This window comes from Rhizobacter koreensis (assembly GCF_013366375.1).
Taxonomy (GTDB): Bacteria; Pseudomonadota; Gammaproteobacteria; order Burkholderiales; family Burkholderiaceae_C; genus Schlegelella_A; species Schlegelella_A koreensis.
In genome coordinates, this window is sequence record NZ_JABWMJ010000006.1 from 143,375 (window position 1) to 163,935 (window position 20,561).

Consider the following 20,561-nt stretch of genomic DNA (forward strand, 5'->3'; position numbering starts at 1 on the left):
ACGACGAGCTCGACCGACCGTGCACGCGGCGGCGCCGGCGCAGCGCCGGTCACGCCGTGAGTGCCCCAGCCATCCGACCGGCCGGCGCGCGGCCGCTAAACTGCCGGGTTTTCCGCCGCGATTTCCACCATGCCGCTGTTCTGGAAGCCCTACACGTCCGACGTCGACAACTTCCTCTGGGAGATGAAGCAGAAGAACCCGCAGGTCGAGGAGAACCAGCGCCTCGGCCGCGCGCGCCTGTGGGAGCGCAAGGTTGACGAGCAGACGCAGACCGAGTTCGACCAGGCGCGCCTGCGCCAGCAGCCCTACGTCTACCAGACCAAGTCGTAGCGCCGGCGGCGCCGCCGTGTACGACGACGTCATCGCGCCCGAGGCGGCCGCCCCGGCGCCGCCGCCTGCCGACGAGACGGTCGACGGCATCGCGATCGCGCGCCTCTACGGCGAGCCGTTGTTCGCGCTGCCGACCGACCTCTACATCCCGCCGGACGCGCTCGAGGTCTTCCTCGAGGCCTTCGAGGGGCCGCTCGACCTGCTGCTCTACCTGATCCGGCGCCAGAACTTCAACATCCTCGACATCCCGCTCGCCAGCGTGACGCGCCAGTACCTGGCGTACGTCGAGCAGATCCGCAGCCGCAACCTCGAGCTCGCCAGCGACTACCTGCTGATGGCGGCGATGCTGATCGAGATCAAGTCGCGCATGCTGCTGCCGCCGAAGAAGACGGCGGACGGCAAGGAGGTCGAGGACCCGCGCGCCGAGCTGGTGCGGCGCCTGGTCGAGTACGAGCAGATGAAGCTGGCGGCGCAGCGCCTCGACGAGCTGCCCCTGCTCGGGCGCGACTTCCTGCGCGCCCACGTCGCGATCGACGAGACCGAGCCGCTGCGCCTCCCGGACGTCAACCCGCTCGACCTGCGCGACGCCTGGCTCGAGATCATCAAGCGCGCCAAGCTCAACCAGCACCACCTCATCACGCGCGAGCAGCTGAGCGTGCGCGAGCACATGAGCCTGATGCTGAAGACGCTGCGCGGGCGCCGCTTCGCGAGCTTCGAGGAGCTGTTCGACGTCTCGCGCGGGCTGCCCGTGCTCGTCGTCACCTTCATCGCGATGCTCGAGCTGTCGCGCGAGCACCTGCTCGAGGTGACGCAGGCCGAGGCGTTCGCCCCGATCTACGTGCGGCTCGCCTACCAGCCGGCGTAGGCGGCCGCGGCGTGCGCCGGCTCAGCCGCCGGCGAGAGCCGGCCGCCCGCTCAGTTGCCGGCGAAGCAGTAAAGCTTCCCCGACCCCCCGGTGCGCACCAGGGCCTCCGGGCTGCAGCCGGCCGACTGGTGCGAGAAGTTCCACGACTTGGCCCAGATCTCGTCGTTCGGCCCCATGCGGTCGTGGTGGCCGACCACCGCCGAGCCCTCGGCGCCGCTCTTGGTCCAGCCACCGCAGGTGGTGTCGGTCTGCGGCGCGAACGCCGTGCCGTCGGCGCGCGAGCCGGTCAGGATGTCGTGCTCGTTCGGGTTGTCGCCGCGCCCTCGTACCGTGTTGCCGCGCTCGTCGAGCGCGGTCGCCTTGCTGATGTGGTTGCCGTCGTGCAGATGGGCGACGTCGCGGGCAATCAGCTCGCCCTTGACGTTGAACCAGGGACCGCTGCCGATGCGGTCGCGCGCGTTGATCGCGGCGACGCCCGGCGTAGAGCCCGAGCCGAGCGTCGGCGGCACGCTGAGGTAGGCGCGCCAGGTGCGATTGCCCGCGCCAGCCGCGATGGCGAGCTTCTGGCAGTGCGCGTCGGCACCTGCGAGGCCGCCGAGGTCGCCGCCCTTGCCGGAGCCCACACTGGTGACGAAAAAGCTCATCGGGCCGGTCGACGGCGTGGTCGCGCAGGCGGCGAGCAGCAAGCCGGCAGCGGCGCTCGCGGCCAGGAGAAGGGATGGGGGACGGTGCACGGAGCCTCCTTGTTGGTGTTCGTCAAGCCGTATTACGCGGCAGTGCCCGACGCGCCCCAGTCAGGGTGTTCCCGACGCCGGCCTGGCCCGCATCCGCATCGTGACCGATCCGGGTCGACGGGCGCTCAGCGCCCCGCCAGCTTGAACGCGATCATCGCGCGCAGCTTGTTCGGCAGCACCGGCTTGATCAGCACGTGGAAGTCGTGCTCGGCGGCCTCCTTCTCGTGCCCCGTCATGCTGCTGCCGGTGACGACGATCGCCGGTACCTGGGCGCCGAAGCGCCGGCGCAGCAGGTTGATCGCGTCGACGCCGGTCTGCCCCGCCTCGAGCCGGTAGTCGACGATCAGCAGCGCCGGCTTGATCGCGCCCGCTGCCGCGCTCGGGGCGTCGTCGCCGGCCCACGCGCGCGTCGCGGCGACGCTGTCAAACGCCAGCACGTCGGCGCCCCAGCCGCGCAGCAGCACCTCGAGGCCTTCGCGCACGGCCGGCTCGTCCTCGACGATGATGATCGTGGTGCCGGCGAGCGTCACCCCGGCCGGCGCCTTGCTGGCGACCGCGTCGGCGCGCTCGCGCGGCGGCTCCCCGACCGGCAGCTCGAGCGTGAACACGCTGCCGCGCCCCGGCTCGGAGCGCAAGTCGAGCGGGGCGCCCATCAGACCCGCCAGACGCTTGACGATGGCCAGGCCGAGACCGAGGCCCTTGCGCTCGTCCGGCGCCGGCGCGGTGGCGTTCGGCACCTGGTAGAACTCCTCGAAGACGCGCTTTCGGTCCTCGGCGCGGATGCCCGGTCCGGTGTCCCACACCTGCAGGCGCACGCGTTCCCCGCGGCGCCGGCAGGTGACGAGCACCGAGCCGTCGGTGGTGTAGCGGATCGCGTTCGACACCAGGTTGCGAAGCACGCGCTCGACCAGCAGCGGATCGGCGTGAATGGCGTGCCGGCCGCCGCGCAGCCGCAGCTCGAGCCCCTTGTCGAACGCCTCGGGCTCGTAGTGCAGGCGGAGCTTCCTGAAGATGTCGCCGACCACGAAGTGCTGCGGCTTGACGTCGACGCCGCCGGTGTCGATGCGCGTGATGTCGAGGAGCTGCGAGAACAGCTGCTCGAGCGCGTCGACCGACTCGTTGATGCTGTTGACGAGCTGGGCGACTTCGGGCTCGTGGGTGCGCTGGCGCAACGCCTCGGCGAAGAGGCCCATCGCATGCAGCGGCTGGCGCAGGTCGTGACTGGCGGCCGTGAAGAACTGCGTCTTGGCGCGGTTGGCGACCTCGGCCTCGTGACGTGCCGCATCGGCCGCCTGCTTCTCGACGCGCAGCGCGTCCAGGAGGCCGTCGGCCCGCAGCTTCTCCTCGGTGACGCGCTGGAAGGCCTGACGGTAGCTCCCGGCGAGCACGCTGATCAGGCTCACGATCAGCAGCAGTTCCGCGGCGAGCTGCATGCTGCCGATGTCGCCGTCGCTCGCGATGCGGACGATCATCGGTCCGAAGCAGAGCACGCCGAAGGCCAGGAACACGCGCGCCTGGTTCGCCAGCACCGGCACCGCGGCGATGCAGTAGCTGTAGATGACGATGATGAGCCCGGTCTGCTGCACGCCGCTGCCGCGCGAATAGAACGCGATCGCGGTCATGCCCCAGAGGAACGCGGAGGTCAGCGTCGCGGCGTTCCAGATGCGCAGCCAGCCGCGCCAATTGGGGCGGCCGCCGGCGACCGCGCGCCGGTAGCGCAGCAGCATGAAGAGCCGACCGAGCCAGAGCACGGCGAAGGCACCGAGCCAGGCGCCCATGACCGGCATCGGCGTGACGCGCCAGAACAGCAGCGCCACGATGCCGACGCCGGCGATCATGCCGACCAGCGTGGCCGGCATGTAGTCGAACGCGCTGCGCACCTTCTCGCGCAGCGCCGCCTCGGCGCTCGGCGCGGGCGCCGGCGCGGCGGCAGCGTCCGCCCCCGGCGGCAACGCGGAGGCGGCAGCGGACAGGTCGGCGCCGGTCGCACCCGCCGGCCGTGCCGGCACGATTTCGAGCGAGCCGGCGCCGGCAGAGCCCGCCAGCGCGCCGGCCGCCCCGCCAGCGCTCAATCCGGGCGCCGCCATTGCGGCACGCTGCCGGGCTCGTGCATCTGGCTTACCGCGAGCACCGCCTGTGTGCGCGAGTTCACGTTGAGCGCGCGCAGCACCGCCGCGACATGGTCCTTCACGGTCTCGAGCGAGACGTTGAGCTCGCGCGCGATCAGCTTGTTCGACTGCCCGCGCAGCAGCAGCGCGAGCACGTCGAACTGGCGCGGCGTGATCTTGAGCTTGGCCGGCGTGAGGCCCGCGAGCGGACTGCGCACGCCGTCGAGACGCGGCGGCGGCGCGTTCACGTCACCCGCCGGCGCGGCGGCGCCGTCCTGCTCGTCGAACTTCGGGTTGCTGCGCAGCGACATCGGCGGCACGTAGATGCGCCCCATCATCACCGTGCGCAGCGCCTCGAACAGGGCCTCGTTGCTCGCCCGCTTGGGCACGAAGCCCATCGCGCCGAGGTCGATCGCACGGATCACGTCGCTGCTGCGGTCGGACGCCGACAGCACCACCACCGGCAGCGCCGGGTACGCGCGCCGCAGTTCCACGAGCAGGTCGAAGCCGTTGGCGTCACCGAGGTTGAGGTCGAGCAGCACCAGGTCGAACGACGAGTCGGCGGCGAGCGCCTCGCGCGCGGCGCTCGCGCTGCCGACGCCGACCACGCGGTACGGTGCGCCCATGCCTTCGACGACGCTCTTCAGCGCCGCCAGGATGAGCGGGTGGTCGTCGACCAGCAGGGCCTTGAGCGGGGCGCTCATGGATAGCGCCGCGCCACTGTTTCGGCGACGCAGACCGGTTTGTCGCTGCCCTCGCGCTCCATCGTGACGCCGAAGGTCAGCTGCACGCCGCCCTCGATGGGCTCGTACGACACCAGCTTGAAGCGCCCGCGCAGGCGGCTGCCGCTCGGCACCGGCGCCGGGAAGCGCACGCGGTTGAGCCCGTAGTTCACGCTGAGCCGAGTGTTGTCGATCTCGAACGCGCTGGCGGCCATCTCGGGCAGCAGCGAGAGGGTGAAGAAGCCGTGCGCGACCGTGGTGCCGAACGGCCCGTCCGCGGCCCGTGCCGGGTCGACGTGGATCCACTGGCGATCGTTGGTCGCCTCGGCGAACAGGTCGATGCGCTGCTGGGTGACGTGTACCCAGTCGCTGACGCCGATCTCGCGGCCGACGTGCGGCTCGAGCTCGGCGAGGTTCGTGAAGCGGATCATCGTGGCAGTCCTCCTTGTCGGCTGTGGCCTCGTCAGTTGATCCACGTGATGATCGGCTGCCACTGCTCGACATCGCGCTCGAAGCGGCTCGACGCCACGTCCCACAGCGACAGGCCGTGCGCCGCCAGGTGGACGTAGTTCTGGGTGTCGCGCAGGAACGTGAGCAGCGGCACGTTGAGCCCGCCGAGGAACGTGCGCAGCTGGTCGGTCGCGATCGTTCCCTCGCGCGTGCGCATGCCGACGACGCCGATCCCGACCCGGCTGCTGCGCCGGTTGGCGGCGAGCTGCTGCAGGAAGTCGTGCGTCGCGTGGATGTCGAAGATGCTGGGCTGCAGCGGCACCAGCACGCGGTCGGCGATCTTCATCACCTCGTCGAGGCGTTTGCCCGAGAGGCCGGCGGGCGTGTCGAGCACGACGTGGGTGGTGCCCTTGGGCGGCCGCACGACGTCGTCGTGGCTGACTTCCCAGGTGCTGATCTCCGGCAGGCCGACGGGCCTGAGGTCGAGCCAGGTGCGCGACGACTGCTGGCGATCGGCGTCGCCGAGCATGACCGCGTAGCCTCGCGCCGCCAGGTAGCCTGCCAGGTTGGTCGCCAACGTCGACTTGCCGACGCCGCCTTTCGGGTTGGCCACGACGAACACCGGCATGGGCAAGCCCTCCGTCTTTTTCGCACGCCCGATGGCGCTTTGAGGTTATGTTAGCGGGCTGCACCCGCGGTGTCCCCCCGGAAAACGCCGCCCTCCCCCTTCAGACTGATCCCCGGCCCCGCCGCCGCGGCGCTCGCACGACATGCCCGTTGCCGACCCCAAGCCTGCCGCCACCGGCCTTGCGAGCGCGCCCGAGGGTGCGCCGACCCGCGGGCCTCGCATCGTCGTGCTGGCGGCGCATCCACGCCTCGACCAGTCCCGCGTGAACCGACAGCTGATGCGGGCGGCGCGCGGGGCCGGCGCCGACGGCTCGGTCGCCGTGCGCGACCTGTACGCGCTCTACCCGGACTACCTGATCGACGTGAACGCCGAACAGGCCGCGCTCGAATCGGCCCGACTGGTGGTCTGGCTGCACCCCATGCAGTGGTACGGCATGCCGCCGCTGTTGAAGCTGTGGCTCGACGAAGTGCTGACGCTCGGCTGGGCCTACGGCCAGGGCGGCGACGCGCTGCAGGGCAAGGACGTCTGGCTCGTCGCCAGCACCGGCGGCGCCGAATCGTCGTATCACCCGCGCGGCTACAACCGCTACTTCTTCGACGCCTTCCTGCCGCCCTACGAGCAGAGCGCGGTTCTGTGCGGCATGCGCTTCCTGCCGCCGCTGGTGCTGCACGGCGCGCACCAGGCGAGCGACGCGACGATCGCGGCGCACGCCGCGACGTTCGCCGACCGCCTCGAGCGCTACCCCGACTGGGACGAACTGCAGGGACTCGAGGCGTGCCCCGCGTGCGAGGTGCCGCCGAGCGAGCGCCCGCACGTGAACCTGGCCGACGCCGCATGAGCGCGCGGGACGTCGCCTGATGGAGCACGGTGGCTGGCTGAGCAGCGGCCTCGTCTATCTGGCCGCCGCGGTGCTCGCGGTGCCGCTCGCGCGCTACGCCGGGCTCGGCTCGATCATCGGCTACCTGGTGGCCGGGATCGTGATCGGCCCGTGGGGCCTGCAGGTCGTGCGCGATCCGCAGGAGATCCTGCACGTGGCCGAGTTCGGCGTCGTCCTGATGCTGTTCCTGGTCGGCCTCGAACTCGAGCCGCGGCGGCTGTGGGCGATGCGAAGGCCGATCTTCGGCTGGGGCAGCGTGCAGCTGTTCGGATCGACCGTGCTGCTCGCGCTGGTCGGCATGGCCCTCGGCTTCGACTGGCGTCTCGCGGTGGTCGGCGGCTTCGGGCTCGCCCTTTCGTCGACGGCGATCGGCCTCGGCCTCCTCGCCGAGCGCAACATGTCGGGCAACACCGCCGGCCAGGGCGTGCTCAGCGTCGCCCTGCTGCAGGACGTCGCGGCGATCCCGTTGCTGGCGCTGCTGCCGTTCCTGGCCGCCCAGCCGGCGGCGAGCGCGAGCGACGGCGGCGGCTGGCTCGGCGCGCTGCGCGCACTGGCCGTGATCGCGGTCATCGTGCTCGGCGGGCGCCTCCTGCTGCGTCCGGCACTGCGCTGGATCGCGAACAGCCGTACGCCCGAGATCTTCACCGCCGCCGCGCTGCTGCTGGTGGTGGCGACGGCGTCGCTGATGCAGGCGGTGGGCCTTTCGATGGCGCTCGGCGCCTTCCTCGCCGGCGTGCTGCTCGCCGAGAGCGAGTACCGGCGCGAGCTCGAGACCGACATCGAGCCGTTCAAGGGCCTGCTGCTGGGCCTCTTCTTCATCGCGGTCGGGATGAGCATCGACATGCGCCTGGTCGTCGCGCAGCCCGGCGCGGTGGCCCTGCTGGTGCTGGTGTTCCTGGCCGTCAAGGCGCTCGTGCTCTGGGTGATGAGCGTGCCGATGCAGATCCCGCGTCTCGAGCGGCCGGTGTTCGTGCTGCTGCTCGCACAGGGCGGCGAATTCGGCTTCGTGGTGTTCCAGACCGCCGTCGGAGCGCGCGTGATCGGCGCCGACGCGGCGTCGCTGCTGACCGCGGCGGTCGCGATCTCGATGCTGCTGACGCCGCTGCTGCTGATCGCCGCCGATCGCTGGTGGACGCCGCGCCTCGGCACGGGGCCCCGGCCCGACGTGCCCGAGCTCGAGGAGCCGCAGAACACGCCGGTCATCATCGCCGGCTTCGGCCGCTACGGGCAGATCGTCGGCCGCATGCTCTACGCCAACGGCGTGCAGGCCACCGTGCTCGACCACGACGCCGAGGCGATCGAGGCGCTGCGCCGCTTCGGCTGGCGCGTCTACTACGGCGACGCCTCGCGGCTCGACCTGCTGCGAACCGCCGGCGCCGCCACCGCGCGCCTGCTGGTGCTTGCCATCGACGACGCGCAGACGAGCACCGCGATCGCGCGGATGGTGCGCGACAACTTTCCGCAGCTCACCATCGTCGCGCGTGCGCGCAACGTGCAGCACTACTACGAGCTTTACGAGCTCGGCGTCCGGCTGATCGAGCGCGAGACCTTCGATTCGGCGCTGATGAGCGCGCGCAGCGCGCTCGAGACGCTCGGCTGGCAGCCGCACCTGGCGCGCACGCTCGCGCTGCGCTTTCGCCGCTACAACGTCGAGCAGCTGCAGGCGCTCGCGCCGCACCGCAGGGACGAGGCGCGCCTGATCGCGGCGGCCCGGCAGGGCCGTCAGCAGCTCGAGGAGCTGTTCGCGCTCGAGCGCGCGCAGGCGCGCGAGCGACGCCTGCGCAGCGGCTGGGGACCGGAGCGTGCCAATCGTGACGGCGACGGCACGCCGCCTTCCGTGGCGGCTTCCGCACCGGTCGACGGTGCCGCGGACGGGACGATGACGGCTGCGGCGCCCGCCCCAGCCGCGCCGAGGTCCGACGACGCACGCTCCGAAGCGGCCATGCCGCCCGACGTCGAGCCGGGCCGTCCGGCACCGGCGGCGCCCGCGAACTGAGCCCGAAAGGCGATCCGATGAAAACGCTGGTCCGCGTCTTCGCCACGGTGCACGCGGCGCTCGCGCTGCTCTTTGCCGTGATCTGCGTGCTGCTGCTCGTCACCGCGGTGCGCGCGTGCTGGGACGCGCTGGCGAGCGGGCTCGACCTGCAGGGCGCGATCGCGTTGATCGAGGCGATGGGCATCACCGCGGTCGCGGTCGTCGCGCTGCAGATCTCGCAGACCATCGTCGAAGAGGAGGTGGTGCGCGAGGCGCACGTCAGCGCGCCGACGCGGGTGCGCCGGTTCCTTTCGCGCTTCGTGGTGGTGATCGCCGTCGCGCTCGGGATCGAGGCGCTGGTCGCGACCATGAAGGCCCTGCACGAGAACCCCAGCGACCTGACCTATGCCGCCGCGAGCGTCGTTGGCGTTGCCGCGCTGCTCGCCGGCTGGGGCGCGTTCGTCTGGTTCAACCGCGCCGCGGAAGACGTCGAGCCCGAAGCGATGGAGCAGGCCAAGGAAGAGGACCGCAAGCTCGACTGACGTCGGTGCCGGCGGCTGCTCACTCGATGCGGCACGCCTCGTCGAACGGCAGGCGCGGGCTGCGGCCGAACAGCTTGCTCGGGTCGCCGTGACCGAGGTTGCAGACGAGGTTGGTCCTGATGCGCGTCCCGGCCCAGAACGCAGCGTCGACGATCGCCGGGTCGAACCCGCTCATCGGGCCGCAGTCGAGGCCGAGCGCGCGCGCCGCGACGATGAAGTAGCCCGCCTGCAGGCTCGAGTTGCGGAACGCCGTCGCCTCGACGAGCGGCTCGTTGCCGGCGAACCAGGCCCGTGCGTCGGCGTGCGGAAAGAGGAACGGGAGCTTGTCGGGAAATGCGAGGTCCATGCCGATGACCGCGGTCACCGGCGCTTCGCGCGTCTTCTGCACGTTGCCGGGCGACATGCCGGCGAGCAGGCGTTCCTTGGCCTCGCGCGTGCGCACGAAGACGATGCGAGCCGGGCTGCAGTTGGCCGACGTCGGGCCCCACTTCATGAGGTCGTAGAGCTCGCGCAGGGTGGCGTCGGGGATCGGCTCGGCGCGGAACCCGTTGTGGGTGCGCGCCTCGGTGAACAGCTGTTCGGTGGTGACGTTCATCGGCAGTGGACCAGGTCGGTTCGAATGCCCCGATTCTTCCGAGCCGGTGCCGCCCGGCCGATGCAGGGGTTTGTCGCCGGGGTTCGATTCGACTGAACCCTCGCGGGCAGAATGCGCCGATGTTCGACCCCTCCCGCAACGACGTCCGCACCTTCTTCTGCGAGGCGGCGAGCAAGCGCACGAGCGGCGCGCCGCTGACGCCGCTCGAGGCGATCGCCGCCGACTGGATTGCCGAGCATCCGGAGTACGCCGACGACCTGTCGGACGCTGAGCGGGCGCGCAGCGCCACCTACACCGCGGAAGGCGGCCGCGAGAACCCGTTCCTGCACCTCTCGATGCACCTGTCGATCAGCGAGCAGATCGCGATCGACCAGCCGCGCGGCATCAAGCAGGCGTTCGAGCTGCTGAGCCACCGGCGCGGCTCGGCACACGCCGCGCAGCACGAGGTGATGGAATGCCTCGGCCGGATGCTGTGGGAGTCGCAGCGCAGCGGCCGTCCGCCCGACGGCGAGGCCTACATCGACTGCGTGCGGCGACGCGCGACGAGCTGACGCTTCATCTGCCGCGGGGCGGCTGCGCGGCGCGTGCGCCGGCTCAGTTGCCGACCAGCCCGCTCCGGATCGCGTACACCGTCATCTCCGAGTTGTTGGTCAGGCCCAGCTTCTCGAGCACGCGCGCCCGATAGACGCTCACCGTCTTCGGGCTCAGCATCAGCTCCTCGGCGATGTCGGAGAGGCGCTTGCCCGACGCGATCATCACCAGCGTCTGCATTTCGCGGTCGGAGAGCTTCTCGTGCGCGTTCTCGACCGCCGGGGCGGTGAGGCTCTCGACCAGCATCTGCGCGATCTCGGGGGTCACGTACTTGCGGCCCTGCGCCACCGTGCGCACCGCGCTCACGATGAGCCCCGGATCGCCGCCCTTGTTGACGTAGCCGTAGGCGCCGGCGCGCAGTGCGCGGATCGCGTACTGGTCCTCGGGGTACATCGAGACGACGAGCACGCGCATCGCGGTGCCTTCGTCCTTGAGCGCGTGCAGCACGTCGAGGCCGCTGCGCCCGGGCAGGTTGATGTCGAGCACCAGCACGTCGGCGGTTTTCTCGCGCATCAGCTGGCGCAGCTCGCCGTAGTCGCCGGCCTCGCCGACCACCTCGATGTCCGCCGCATCCGACAAGGTGTCGCGAATGCCGCGCCGGATCAGCGCGTGGTCGTCGCACAGGAAGACCTTGATCATCGAACGCTCTCCGCAGGCCTCATATCTCGCCCCACTGGCTCGGATCGTACGACCGGCTGTCCTGCATCGGCTCGGTGAAGCTCGAATCCTGGGTGTTGAGCGGCACCGACAGGATGAGCGTCGTGCCGGTCGACCCGCTCGCCAGGTCGACCCAGCCGCCCACGGTGCCGGCGCGCTCGTGCAGGCCGCGGATGCCGAACGAGCGCGCCTTGCTCAGGTCCTCCTGGCGCAGGCCCCGGCCGTTGTCGCTGATCTCGAGCGAGAGCACACCGCCGGCCACGGCGAGGTCGATCCGCACGCGCGTCGCCTGTGCGTGCTTGGTGATGTTGGTGAGCGCCTCCTGGGCGGCGCGGTACGCGACCAGCGGCACACCCGCGGGCAGGTCGAGCTGCTGGCTCGGCAGGCGGATCTCGCAATGGATGCCGGTGCGGCGCTCGAAGCGCAGGGCGATCCAGTGCAGCGCCGCGACCAGCCCCTGCTCGAGGATCGCCGGCCTGAGGTTGTGCATGATCCGCTGGCTCGCCTCGACCGCATGCGTCACCGTCTCGAGCGCCGAGCTGACGCGCGCGATCACCTCCGGCGTGGTCGCGTGGCGCGCGATCCAGGCCAGGTCGAACTTGAGCGCCGTCAGTGAGCCGCCGACGTCGTCGTGGATCTCGCGCGCGATCGCCGCGCGCTCCTGCTCGACGCTGGTCTGCAGGTGCTGCGCGAGCTCGCGCAGGCGCTCCTTCGATTCGATGAGCTCGCGATCGGCGCGCTGGCGCGCGCGCCGCGTCTCGCTGGCGTCGACCGCATGCAGCATCGCCGGCACCAGTCGCGCGAGGTTGTTCTTCAGCAAGTAGTCGCTCGCGCCGTTGCGCATGGCCTCGACCGCGGTCTCCTCGCCGATCTCGCCCGACACCAGGATGAAGGGGACGTCGCGCGTGTTGGCCTTGAGCAGGTCGAGCGCGACGAGGCCCGAGAAGCCCGGCAGGTTGTAGTCGGAGACGACCACGTCCCACGGCTGGTCGAGCGCGCTCAGGAACCGCACCTCCGAGTCGACGCGCACCACGTGCGCCTTCAGGCCGCCGCGCGCCAGATGCGCGAGCAGCAGTTCGTGGTCGAGCTCCGAGTCTTCGAGATGCAGGACCCGCAGCACGCGGTCCTTCAGCGGTGGCGACATGGCGGCGAGTATGCCGTCAGGTCATGACCGGTCGAGGGCTCGGGCGCGATGGGAGCTTCGAGCGTGAACTGCTGCGCGGCCGGCTCGTTGACAGCTGTCGACGCATGGCGCGGTTGCCGATGCCTTCAACTGCGGCCTTCATGGGTGCGGGCTGTGTCGCCGTTGTCCGGCGCTGCGAGGCCGATGCGGCAGGCGACTCGGCTCCGCTCGTGTCCCAGCGCGCGCTCGAACGGTCCGACCAGCCTGGCGTGTCGCTCCATCGCGGCCCGTCGCGTGCCCGGAGGACGTCCGCGGGTCGCGCGGTGCCCCGGTCGTGCCGCGCAGGGCGTCAGTCCGCCGCCTGCCGCAGCGTCTGCACCACCGGCCGGCGCAGCACCTCGCGCAGTCCCCACCAGCCGGCCGAGAGCGCGAGCAGCGCACCGGCCGCACCGCCGGCGATCGGCACCCACGGCGCCGGGTTCCAGCTGAACTCGAACACCCAGCGCGCGAGCGCCCAGCTCACGGCGATGGCGGCGAGCGAGGCCAGCACGCCGGCGAGCGCGCCGACGCCGAGCAGCTCGCCGCGCTGCACCTGCGCCAGAAGCCTGGCGCTCGCACCGAGCGCGCGCATGACCGCGAACTCGCGGGCGCGCGCCTCGCGGGTGGCGGTGATGGCGGCGAACAGCACCACCAGGCCGGCAGCGAGGGTGAAGCCGAACAGGAACTCGACCGCCCGCACGACCTGGTCGATGACGCCCTGCACCTGCGCGATGGTGGCCGAGACGTCGATCGAGGTGATGTTCGGGAAATCCCGCGCCAGTGCGTTGTCGAAGCCGGCGACCTTCGGCGCCTGGTAAGCGGCGATGTAGGTCACCGGTGCGTCGGCCATCTCGGTGGTCGGGAACAGCACGAAGAAGTTCACCCGCATCGACGACCAGTCGACCTTGCGCAGGCTGGTGATGCGGCCTTCGGCCGTCTCGCCGGCCATGTCGAAGCGCAGGCGGTCGCCGAGCTTGAGGCCGAGCGTCTCGGCAAGACCCGACTCGACGCTGAGCGCGTTCGGCTCGTCGGGCACCCAGCGCCCACCTTCGACCGTGTTGTGGCCCGGCAGGGCAGGGCTGTGGCTGAGGTTGAACTCGCGGTCGAGCAGGCGCTGGGCGCGCGTGTCGGCGTAGGCATCGGGGTCGACGGCGCGGCCGTTGATGGCGACGAGGCGCCCGCGGATCATCGGGTACCAGTCGTAGCGCGTGACGCCCGCCTCGCGCAGGCGCTGCTGGAACGCGTCGGCCTGCGCCGGCTGCACGTTGATGACGAAGCGGTTCGGCGCGTCCTTCGGCGTCGCGCTGCGCCAGCTGCCGATAAGGTCGGTGCGCAACAGGGCCAGCAGCACCAGCGCGAGCAGGCCGACCGCGAGCGCCGACACCTGGAGCACCGCGAACGCCGGGCGTGCGGCCAGCTGGCGCGTTGCCAGCACCAGCCAGCGCGGCGCGCGTGCCTCGGGTACCGCCCGGCGCAGCAGCGCGAGCGCCAGCCACGACAGCAGCGCGAACACCGCGACCGCCGCGGCGAAGCCGCCGACCGCGATCGCACCGAGCTTGAGGTCGCTCGAGACGCCCAGCAGCAGGGCGGCGAAACCCAGCGCGCCGGCGGCCAGCACCGCGAGCGAGGCCGGCTTCATCGCGCCGACATCGCGGCGGATCACGCGCAGCGGCGGCACGCGCGCGAGTTGCAGCACCGGCGGCAGACCGAAGCCGAGCAGCAGCGTGAAGCCGACGCCGACGCCGAACAGCGCCGGCCAGAGGCTCGGTGGCGGCAGGCTCGCCTTCACGAGCCCGGCGAGCAGCAGCACGAAGACGTGGTGCACGGCGAAGCCGACGACCAGGCCCGCGACACTCGCCAGCACGCCGATCAGCCCGAACTCGGTGAGGTACTGCAGCGCGATCGTGCGCTGCGGCAGACCGAGCACGCGCAACATCGCGCAATCGTCGAGGTGGCGCGTCGCGAAGTCGCGCGAGGCGATGCCGACCGCCACGGCCGCGAGCAGCGCGGCCAGCAGCGCGACCAGGTTGAGGAACTTCTCGGCACGGTCGAGCGTCTGGCGCATCTCGGGACGGCCGGTCTCGAGCGACTCGACGCGCACCCCGCGCAGCTGGTTGCCCTTGACGTGCGCCTCGGCCCAGTCGACGAACTGGCGCACCGCGCGATCGCGGTTGGGGTCGGGGGCCGCCACGGCGAGCCGGTAGCCGACCCGGCTTGCCGGCTGGATCAGACCGGTCGCCGGCAGGTCGGCCTCGTTGATCAGCACCCGCGGCGCGAAGCTCGAAAAGCCGGTTCCGCGATCCGGCTCGATGGCGATCACCTTTTCGATCGCGAGACTCGCGTCGCCGAGCAGCAGCGGGTCGCCGACCTTGAGGCCGAGCGCGTCGAGCAGTGCCGGGTCGACCCAGGCCTTGCCGCGCACGGGCGCGCGGCGGGCGCCGGTCTCGGGCGTATCGGGGCCGCTGTTGAGGCGCAACTCGCCGCGCAAGGGATAGGCGTCGCTCACCGCCTTGACGCTGACGAGGCGCGTCGCGCCGCCCTTCTCGTCGGGCGCCCGGCCCATGCTCGGGAAGCTCGCCGTCGTCGCGACCGCAAGGCCGAGCGCGCGTGCGCGTTCGGCGAATGCCGGCGGCGCCGGCTGGTCGCTCGCGACGATCGCGTCGCCGCCGAGTAGCTGGCGTGCGTCGCGCGCGAGCCCGCCGTTGATGCGGTCGGCGAAGAAGCCGACCGCCGACAACGCCGCCACGGCCAGCATCACCGCCACGACGAGGAGGCGCAGCTCGCCGGCACGGAAATCGCGCATGAGCTGGCGCCAGCCGAGGCGCCAGGCCGAAGGGACGAGGGGCGCGGGCGGTCGTGAGGCTTCGGTCATCGGGCGAAGGTACACGACTGGCGATGCCGGCGCCGGTGCGGGTGATGCGTACGCGTCGAGCGGGCGGCGCTGCCTTCGTCGGACGCACCTTCATGATCCCGCTGCAGTTGACCCGACCACGCGCTCCCGCCAACCGCCAGAAAAAAGGCGCCTGCCTTTCGGCAGACGCCCTTCATCGACGCAACTGCGGCGTCTTACGACTTCGTCACGTCGAATACCAGGTTCTCCGGCGCTGGCCCGAACGACGCGTTCGGCACCACGCCCGTGAGGTTGCCGCGCTGCGACCAGTCGCACACGCCGGTCGGGAAGATGGCGTCGAGGCGCGTCAGCTCTGCAGCCGTGAACGTCACGTTGTAGTCGGACGCCGTCACCGGCTTCAGGCTGCACTTGATGATGTTCGCCGCGACCGGGCCGCCGGCCACCTGACGCGGGAAGGTCCAGCTCGGGAAGCGCGTATTGCACTGCGAATTGGGCTGGCTGCTCAGCGTCTGGCGCTCGTTGATGAACTGCGTGAGGCTCGCCCAGCAGCCGTCGGTCGCCATCTGGGGCTTGCTGGCGATCACCTTCTCGCGCTGGCTGCGATTGCCGGCGTCCGCCTTGTAGGCCTCGACCCAGGCGATGAACGTGGACCACGCGGTCTCGGCCGGCACCGGGTTGCCGCGCCACATCACGTGGTTGTCGGCATTCCCGTTCCACTGCGCCATGCGGTCTCGCAGCGCAAAGTGGAACCACTGGTAGTGGTAGGCGGTGTCGTCGTTGTAGATGCCGCTGACGTCGAACACCGGGATCGACGCGAGGCCGCCGTTGCCGCCGATCTGCAGCCCGCTCTCCTGCGCGCGCTTCATCGCGCCAGGGTCACCGACGCTGCGCCCGGCGACGTAGTTGGCGTCCTGGTCGTAGCCGCCGACGCGCTCGTTGAGATCGAGGAACTGGGTCTTCGTGATTGCGCCCGAGTTGAGCGCCGCCAAGCCGTACTGCACCCCGACGTTGTCGAACGGGCGCAGGGCGAAGCCGCTGGCCTTGTCGACGCCGTAGATGTTCTTCGCGGCGTCGTACACGGTCGGCCGCGCGCCACGCGGATTGCTGGTCGGGTTGTAGCGCGCGGACGCGGGCACCGCCGCGTTGAACACGCCCGGGTTGTAGCCCGGGATGTCGGCACGGCCGGTGATCGGATCGGTGCGCGCAGCCTGGTTGGCGGCATCGATGAACGCCTGCAGACCCTTGTAGCCCGACACCGCGACTTTCTGCGCGTCAGTGAAGAGCGTCGGGTTGAGCGCGAAGTAGTGCGTCAGCAGGTGCCCGTCGGAGCCCGAGAACGCGATCGACAGCGGATCGGGGAAGGTACACGCGATCAGCACGCCGTCATAGAGGCCGGGAATGCGATCGGCCGGTTGCGCGCTGCCGTACGAGCCGCCGGAGCAACCCGCGCTGACGGTATAGACCGGCACGCCATGGGTCTTGATGAACTGCTCCTTCGACATCATCGCGGCCTCGCTCGCGAGCACGGCGTTGCAGTTGTTCGAGGCGTGGTGCAGCGTGTTGGCGTGCGTCGCGTAGCCCTCGCCGAGGCGCTTGACGTTGAGCAGGCTGAAGTCGAAGTCGGCGATCGCGAGGTTGCCCTGCGCGGCGCCCTGCACGTACCAGCCGCCGGTGCAGCCGAAGCCCTGCACCGCGATCAGGCGCCGGTTCCAGCCCTTCGGGGGCGTGGCGGGTGTCGGTGCCGGCTCGCTGACCGGGTTGTGCAGCACCGCGCTCTGGTAGATGCCGCGGTCGACGGTGCGGGTCTCGACGCGCACCACGAACGGGACGGTCTGACCCGTCGAAGTGGTGGTGTTCGCGACGTCGCCGGGCAGTGCGCTCGTGCTCGGCAGCGGCCGGAGCGCCGTGCCGCCCGTGGGCAGGTAAAGGTACTGCACGACCGGGTTGATGCTGCAGTTGGCGTCCAGCGCGGCCGGCAGCTTGCTGCCGTTCGGCAACGTGAAGTCGGTGGTCTGGCAGACGAAGGGCGTCTGGAGGGGGCCGGAGATCACCGGCCCCGTGATCGGGTAGTTGGTCAGCGTGATCGATCGGCTGCCGTCTCCCGTGTCGGCGACCAGCGTTGGTGCCGACGTTGAGGCCGGTCACCACCGCGATCTTGCGTTTGGGGTTGGCAGGGTCGGTCGCGAATGCGCCCGACACGTCGGTGTTGTTGAGGCGCACGCGCAGTGTGCCGCTGCTGCCGCTATCGGGCTCGACCGCGATCAGCGCGCTGCCGCCGGTCACCTGGTCGGCGCGCGACGACAGCACCTGCACCGTGGGTTCGTTCGAGTCACCGCCGCCGCCGCACGACGCCAGTGCGCCCAGCATCAGCGTGCAGGCGGCGGCGAGGCCCGCTCGCATCGAGATCGTCTTCATGGGTTCTTGCCTCCTGGCCCTGGGTTGTTGCGCCCGGTCCGGAGCGCCAGCGTCTGCCGGGCAGGTCGAGCGTGCTGCGCAAGTGGCAAACCGTGCGCCGCGACGGCTCGGTGATTTCCCTGGTTGAGCGCCCTGTGCACCATCTTGAACGCGGCGTTCGATCGCGCTCAAACCGAAGTCGCGTGCCAGCGAGTCCAATCGCGGCATGAACACGACGTCGACCCTGCCCGCCCTCTTCGTCTCGCACGGCTCGCCGATGATCGCGCTCGAGCCCGGCGCTGCCGGCGCGTTCCTGCGCCGTCTCGGTCCGGCGATCGACGCCACGTTCGGCCGGCCGCGCGCGATCGTCGCGATCTCGGCGCACACCGCGGCACGCAGCCACGTGCTGCTCGCCGGCGCACGCCACCAGGCGATCTACGACTTCGGCGGCTTCGACCCGCGGCTCTCGACGCTGCGCTACGACGCGCCAGGTCACCCCGCGCTCGCCGCCGACGTGGCGACGCGCCTCCAGGCTGCCGGCATCGACGTGCACCGCGTCGACCGGGGCGGACTCGACCACGGCATCTGGACCGCCCTGCGCTATGTCTACCCCGAGGCCGACGTGCCGGTGCTGCCACTCGCGTTCGACCCGGCGCGCAGCCCGGCCGAGCAGTTCGCGCTCGGCGCCGCGCTCGCGCCGTTGCGCGACGACGGCGTGCTGGTGCTCGGCACCGGCAGCATCACGCACAACCTGCGCCGCGTGTTCGCGAGCGGCCTGCGTGCGCCGATGGAGCAGCCGGAGATCCCGGAAAGCGCGGCGTTCCGCGACTGGTTCGTCGCCAACAGCCGTGCGCACGACTGGGACGCCCTCTTCGACTACCGCCGGCGTGCGCCGCACGCGGTCGACATGCACCCGACCGACGAGCACCTGCTGCCGTGGTTCGTCGCCGCCGGCGCCGGCGGACGCGATGCGACGCCGCATCGGCTGCACACGAGCGTGACGTTCGGCAGCCTCGGCATGGATGCCTACGCGTTCGGCGCCGAAGCGGGGCGGCTTGACGACGCGCTGGTCGCGAGCGCGCGATCCACCATGGCAACCTGAGGGCGCCGGCGTCGAATCGGCGCCGTGCCCCGCCGACGCCACGTGCGCGGCCGCTATCCGCATCGTCCGGAGTCCCGCGCCGCGACAGGTCGCGCGAATGCGCCTACGCTGCACGCCATTCGACCCAGGAGCCACGATGAACCCTTCCACCGCACCCAGGCCCTCGATCCCGCCGGGCCGCTTCGACCTCACGCCGCCCAGCGTGGAACAGCGCAAGACGCTCGAGGCGAAGCTGACGCCGGCCGACCGCGAGGTGCTGCTGCGTCACGGTACCGAGGCGCCGTTCTGCGGCGGCTATCTCGACACGAAGCAATACGGCGTCTACGCCTGCAAGCTGTGCGGCCTGCCGCTGTTCGCGTCGCCGACCAAGTTCGAGAGCGGCACCGGCTGGCCGAGCTTCACCGTGCCGATCGCCGACGGCCACATCCGCGAGGTGCGCGACACCAGCCACGGCATGGTGCGCACCGAGGTGCGCTGCGGGCGCTGCGACAGCCACCAGGGCCACGTCTTCCCGGACGGCCCGCCGCCGAGGCGCCTGCGCTACTGCATCAACTCGGTGGCGCTCGAGTTCACCCCGAGCGACCAGCCGCTGCCCGACAAGCTCGGCCGCGGCGAGACCACCAACCCGATGGCAAGCGCCGCGGGCTGACGACGCACCGAAGCGCGCGGCCTGCCATCGGGCGTGCGGCGCACCCAGGTGGCTCGGCAAGCGCTCAGCGGCGCGGCACCTGCCCGACCACACCCTCGACGAGCCAGTCCATGGTGCGGATCGCGGCGTCGTCGAGGGTGCCGCTCATCAGCCGGCGCTGACCGGTGTTGTCGACCAGCGGCGCCGCAAACGGCTTGAAGGCGCCGCCCGCGATGGCGCGGCGCCGCGCGGCGACGTCGTTGCGCACGTCGGCGGGCAGCCTGGGGTCGACCGCCGTCAGGTCGACCATGCCGCTCGCAATGCCGCCCCACACCGGCGCCGGCTTCCAGCGCCGCTCGAGCACGTCGGTCGCGACCTGCGTGTAGAAGCCGCCCCACTGGTGGACGATGGCGGCGGCCTGCGCGTCGGGCGCGAACGCGCGCATGTCGCTGGTGTAGCCGACGAGGCGCACCCTGCGCTCGGCGAAGTTGGCCTGCGCCGCCTGCGCGACAGCCGGCGACGCGCTGTGGTTGGTCAGCACGTCGGCACCGCGGTCGACCAGCGTCTGCGCGGCGGCGCGCTCCTTGGCCGGGTCGAACCAGGTGTCGAGCCAGATCACGCGCACCTGGGCGCGCGGGTTGGCCGCACGCATGCCGAGCGCGAACGCGTTGATGCCCTGCACCACCTCGGGCACCGGGAACGCCGCCACGTAGCCGGCGATGCCGCTGCGGCTGATCCGACCGGCCAGGTAGCCGCCCAGCCAGCGCGCCTCGTAGTAGCGCGCGTCGTAGGTGCCGAGGTTCGGCGCGGTCTTGTAGCCGCCGGCGTGCTCGAAGCGCACCTCGGGGTGGTCGGCGGCGACGCGCAGCGCCGGCTCGAGATAGCCAAAGCTGGTCGCGACGACGAGCTTGGCGCCCTGCCCGACGAGGTCGCGCATCACGCGCTCGGCGTCGGCGCCTTCGGGAACCGACTCGACGGCGAGCGTCTTCACGCGCGCCCCCAGCGATCGCTCGAGCGCGCGCCGGCCGAGGTCGTGCTGGTAGGTCCAGCCGGCGTCGCCGACCGGCGTCACGTAGACGAAGCCGACGACGAGCGGCTCTGCCCGCGGCGTCGACGCTTTGCCGGGCTGGGCCTGCAGCGGCAGGGTGGTGGCGGCGAGCGCGCCCGCCAGGAACACGATCAGCGCACGCGCGCCGACGCGGATGAGGTTTTTCGACATGGTTGTCCTCGACATGGCCCCGGGGCGAGTTCCGGCCGCAGGGCGACGGCCGGTCCGGGATTGTCGGCGAGCCGCGAGGTGGCACCGGCTCGGCCGTTGCCGAACGATGGCATCCGGGGGCCATCCGCTTT

The 20,561-nt window shown here is 71.4% G+C and carries 19 protein-coding genes and 1 pseudogene; 8 read left to right on the top strand and 12 right to left on the bottom strand.

Going from position 1 to position 20,561, the window contains the following annotated elements; all coding sequences use genetic code 11:
- Positions 1-129 precede the first annotated feature (129 nt).
- A complete protein-coding gene (locus HQN59_RS13945) occupies positions 130-330 on the top strand; it encodes a DUF3460 family protein (RefSeq protein WP_176069717.1) in 201 nt (66 codons plus the stop codon).
- Between the two features lie 16 nt (positions 331-346).
- Complete coding sequence (locus tag HQN59_RS13950; RefSeq protein ID WP_425342726.1) at positions 347-1,195, top strand: segregation and condensation protein A; 849 nt, start codon at positions 347-349, stop codon at positions 1,193-1,195.
- Positions 1,196-1,245: 50 nt separating this feature from the next.
- Here the strand turns inward: HQN59_RS13950 and HQN59_RS13955 are convergent, their stop codons facing one another.
- The 5 genes from HQN59_RS13955 to HQN59_RS13975 all read right to left on the bottom strand — a co-directional run bounded on the left by HQN59_RS13955 (position 1,246) and on the right by HQN59_RS13975 (position 5,837).
- The gene (locus HQN59_RS13955) at positions 1,246-1,929 is read right to left on the bottom strand and encodes a hypothetical protein (RefSeq protein WP_176069719.1); all 684 of its coding nucleotides are present in this window, start codon (positions 1,927-1,929) and stop codon (positions 1,246-1,248) included.
- 125 nt (positions 1,930-2,054) lie between these two features.
- Positions 2,055-4,001, bottom strand: coding sequence for an ATP-binding protein (locus tag HQN59_RS13960; RefSeq protein ID WP_246294916.1), 1,947 nt, complete (start codon positions 3,999-4,001; stop codon positions 2,055-2,057).
- A complete protein-coding gene (locus HQN59_RS13965; protein WP_176069720.1) occupies positions 3,998-4,741 on the bottom strand; it encodes a response regulator in 744 nt (247 codons plus the stop codon). Before HQN59_RS13965 ends, HQN59_RS13960 begins: the two co-directional genes overlap by 4 nt.
- Entirely contained in the window at positions 4,738-5,190 is a 453-nt protein-coding gene (locus HQN59_RS13970) for a MaoC family dehydratase (RefSeq protein WP_176069721.1), read from the bottom strand. Before HQN59_RS13970 ends, HQN59_RS13965 begins: the two co-directional genes overlap by 4 nt.
- Positions 5,191-5,222: 32 nt before the next feature.
- Positions 5,223-5,837 carry a ParA family protein gene (locus HQN59_RS13975; protein WP_176069722.1) on the bottom strand — a complete coding sequence of 205 codons (615 nt, stop codon included), beginning with the start codon at positions 5,835-5,837 and terminating at the stop codon, positions 5,223-5,225.
- A gap of 142 nt (positions 5,838-5,979) precedes the next feature.
- Between HQN59_RS13975 and kefF the strand changes: the two genes are divergently transcribed.
- The 3 genes from kefF to HQN59_RS13990 are packed head-to-tail and all read left to right on the top strand — an operon-like array spanning position 5,980 to position 9,231.
- Positions 5,980-6,675 (top strand): glutathione-regulated potassium-efflux system oxidoreductase KefF, encoded by a 696-nt coding sequence (kefF, locus tag HQN59_RS13980; protein ID WP_176069723.1) that lies wholly within the window; start codon positions 5,980-5,982, stop codon positions 6,673-6,675.
- A 19-nt stretch (positions 6,676-6,694) separates the two neighbouring features.
- Positions 6,695-8,710, top strand: coding sequence for a glutathione-regulated potassium-efflux system protein KefC (gene kefC, locus HQN59_RS13985; protein ID WP_176069724.1), 2,016 nt, complete (start codon positions 6,695-6,697; stop codon positions 8,708-8,710).
- Between the two features lie 17 nt (positions 8,711-8,727).
- Positions 8,728-9,231, top strand: a complete 504-nt coding sequence (locus tag HQN59_RS13990) for a hypothetical protein (protein ID WP_176069725.1) — start codon at positions 8,728-8,730, stop codon at positions 9,229-9,231.
- A 19-nt stretch (positions 9,232-9,250) separates the two neighbouring features.
- On the opposite strand, the gene HQN59_RS13995 is transcribed toward HQN59_RS13990, so the two are convergent.
- Positions 9,251-9,826 carry a malonic semialdehyde reductase gene (locus HQN59_RS13995; RefSeq protein ID WP_176069726.1) on the bottom strand — a complete coding sequence of 192 codons (576 nt, stop codon included), beginning with the start codon at positions 9,824-9,826 and terminating at the stop codon, positions 9,251-9,253.
- 119 nt (positions 9,827-9,945) lie between these two features.
- On the opposite strand from HQN59_RS13995, the gene HQN59_RS14000 reads away from it, so the two are divergent.
- Positions 9,946-10,377 (top strand): DUF1841 family protein, encoded by a 432-nt coding sequence (locus tag HQN59_RS14000; RefSeq protein ID WP_176069727.1) that lies wholly within the window; start codon positions 9,946-9,948, stop codon positions 10,375-10,377.
- A 43-nt stretch (positions 10,378-10,420) separates the two neighbouring features.
- On the opposite strand, the gene HQN59_RS14005 is transcribed toward HQN59_RS14000, so the two are convergent.
- The 5 genes and pseudogenes from HQN59_RS14005 to HQN59_RS27030 all read right to left on the bottom strand — a co-directional run.
- Positions 10,421-11,056, bottom strand: a complete 636-nt coding sequence (locus HQN59_RS14005; RefSeq protein WP_176069728.1) for a response regulator — start codon at positions 11,054-11,056, stop codon at positions 10,421-10,423.
- 19 nt (positions 11,057-11,075) lie between these two features.
- Positions 11,076-12,218, bottom strand: coding sequence for a hybrid sensor histidine kinase/response regulator (locus HQN59_RS14010; RefSeq protein WP_176069729.1), 1,143 nt, complete (start codon positions 12,216-12,218; stop codon positions 11,076-11,078).
- Positions 12,219-12,546: 328 nt separating this feature from the next.
- On the bottom strand, positions 12,547-15,108 hold the full coding sequence (locus HQN59_RS14015; protein WP_176069730.1) for an ABC transporter permease: 2,562 nt from the start codon (positions 15,106-15,108) through the stop codon (positions 12,547-12,549).
- Between the two features lie 194 nt (positions 15,109-15,302).
- Positions 15,303-17,204 carry a DUF6351 family protein gene (locus tag HQN59_RS14020; protein WP_259372730.1) on the bottom strand — a complete coding sequence of 634 codons (1,902 nt, stop codon included), beginning with the start codon at positions 17,202-17,204 and terminating at the stop codon, positions 15,303-15,305.
- Between the two features lie 61 nt (positions 17,205-17,265).
- A pseudogene (locus tag HQN59_RS27030) lies at positions 17,266-17,709 on the bottom strand (DUF6351 family protein); the annotation flags it as partial.
- Here HQN59_RS27030 and HQN59_RS14030 point away from each other — a divergent pair.
- Together HQN59_RS14030 and msrB are read left to right on the top strand one after the other, a co-directional pair.
- Positions 17,708-18,583: a dioxygenase family protein gene (locus tag HQN59_RS14030; RefSeq protein WP_176069733.1), complete on the top strand. Its 876-nt coding sequence runs from the start codon at positions 17,708-17,710 to the stop codon at positions 18,581-18,583. The pseudogene HQN59_RS27030 and the gene HQN59_RS14030 sit on opposite strands and share 2 nt — an antisense overlap.
- 136 nt (positions 18,584-18,719) lie before the next feature.
- Positions 18,720-19,232, top strand: a complete 513-nt coding sequence (gene msrB, locus HQN59_RS14035; protein ID WP_176069734.1) for a peptide-methionine (R)-S-oxide reductase MsrB — start codon at positions 18,720-18,722, stop codon at positions 19,230-19,232.
- A gap of 64 nt (positions 19,233-19,296) precedes the next feature.
- Here the strand turns inward: msrB and HQN59_RS14040 are convergent, their stop codons facing one another.
- A complete protein-coding gene (locus tag HQN59_RS14040) occupies positions 19,297-20,430 on the bottom strand; it encodes a BMP family ABC transporter substrate-binding protein (RefSeq protein WP_176069735.1) in 1,134 nt (377 codons plus the stop codon).
- Between the last annotated feature and the right edge of the window lie 131 nt (positions 20,431-20,561).

Excerpts from the sequence above, each read along its gene's own strand:
- HQN59_RS14005 (WP_176069728.1), bottom strand. The coding sequence starts at position 11,056 with ATGATCAAGGTCTTCCTGTGCGACGACCACGCGCTGATCCGGCGCGGC.
- msrB (WP_176069734.1), top strand. The coding sequence starts at position 18,720 with ATGAACCCTTCCACCGCACCCAGGCCCTCGATCCCGCCGGGCCGCTTC.
- HQN59_RS13995 (WP_176069726.1), bottom strand. The coding sequence starts at position 9,826 with ATGAACGTCACCACCGAACAGCTGTTCACCGAGGCGCGCACCCACAAC.
- HQN59_RS14015 (WP_176069730.1), bottom strand. The coding sequence starts at position 15,108 with ATGACCGAAGCCTCACGACCGCCCGCGCCCCTCGTCCCTTCGGCCTGG.
- HQN59_RS14000 (WP_176069727.1), top strand. The coding sequence starts at position 9,946 with ATGTTCGACCCCTCCCGCAACGACGTCCGCACCTTCTTCTGCGAGGCG.
- HQN59_RS13990 (WP_176069725.1), top strand. The coding sequence starts at position 8,728 with ATGAAAACGCTGGTCCGCGTCTTCGCCACGGTGCACGCGGCGCTCGCG.
- kefC (WP_176069724.1), top strand. The coding sequence starts at position 6,695 with ATGGAGCACGGTGGCTGGCTGAGCAGCGGCCTCGTCTATCTGGCCGCC.
- HQN59_RS13970 (WP_176069721.1), bottom strand. The coding sequence starts at position 5,190 with ATGATCCGCTTCACGAACCTCGCCGAGCTCGAGCCGCACGTCGGCCGC.
- kefF (WP_176069723.1), top strand. The coding sequence starts at position 5,980 with ATGCCCGTTGCCGACCCCAAGCCTGCCGCCACCGGCCTTGCGAGCGCG.
- HQN59_RS14030 (WP_176069733.1), top strand. The coding sequence starts at position 17,708 with ATGAACACGACGTCGACCCTGCCCGCCCTCTTCGTCTCGCACGGCTCG.
- HQN59_RS13965 (WP_176069720.1), bottom strand. The coding sequence starts at position 4,741 with ATGAGCGCCCCGCTCAAGGCCCTGCTGGTCGACGACCACCCGCTCATC.
- HQN59_RS13975 (WP_176069722.1), bottom strand. The coding sequence starts at position 5,837 with ATGCCGGTGTTCGTCGTGGCCAACCCGAAAGGCGGCGTCGGCAAGTCG.
- HQN59_RS13945 (WP_176069717.1), top strand. The coding sequence starts at position 130 with ATGCCGCTGTTCTGGAAGCCCTACACGTCCGACGTCGACAACTTCCTC.
- HQN59_RS14040 (WP_176069735.1), bottom strand. The coding sequence starts at position 20,430 with ATGTCGAAAAACCTCATCCGCGTCGGCGCGCGTGCGCTGATCGTGTTC.
- HQN59_RS14010 (WP_176069729.1), bottom strand. The coding sequence starts at position 12,218 with ATGTCGCCACCGCTGAAGGACCGCGTGCTGCGGGTCCTGCATCTCGAA.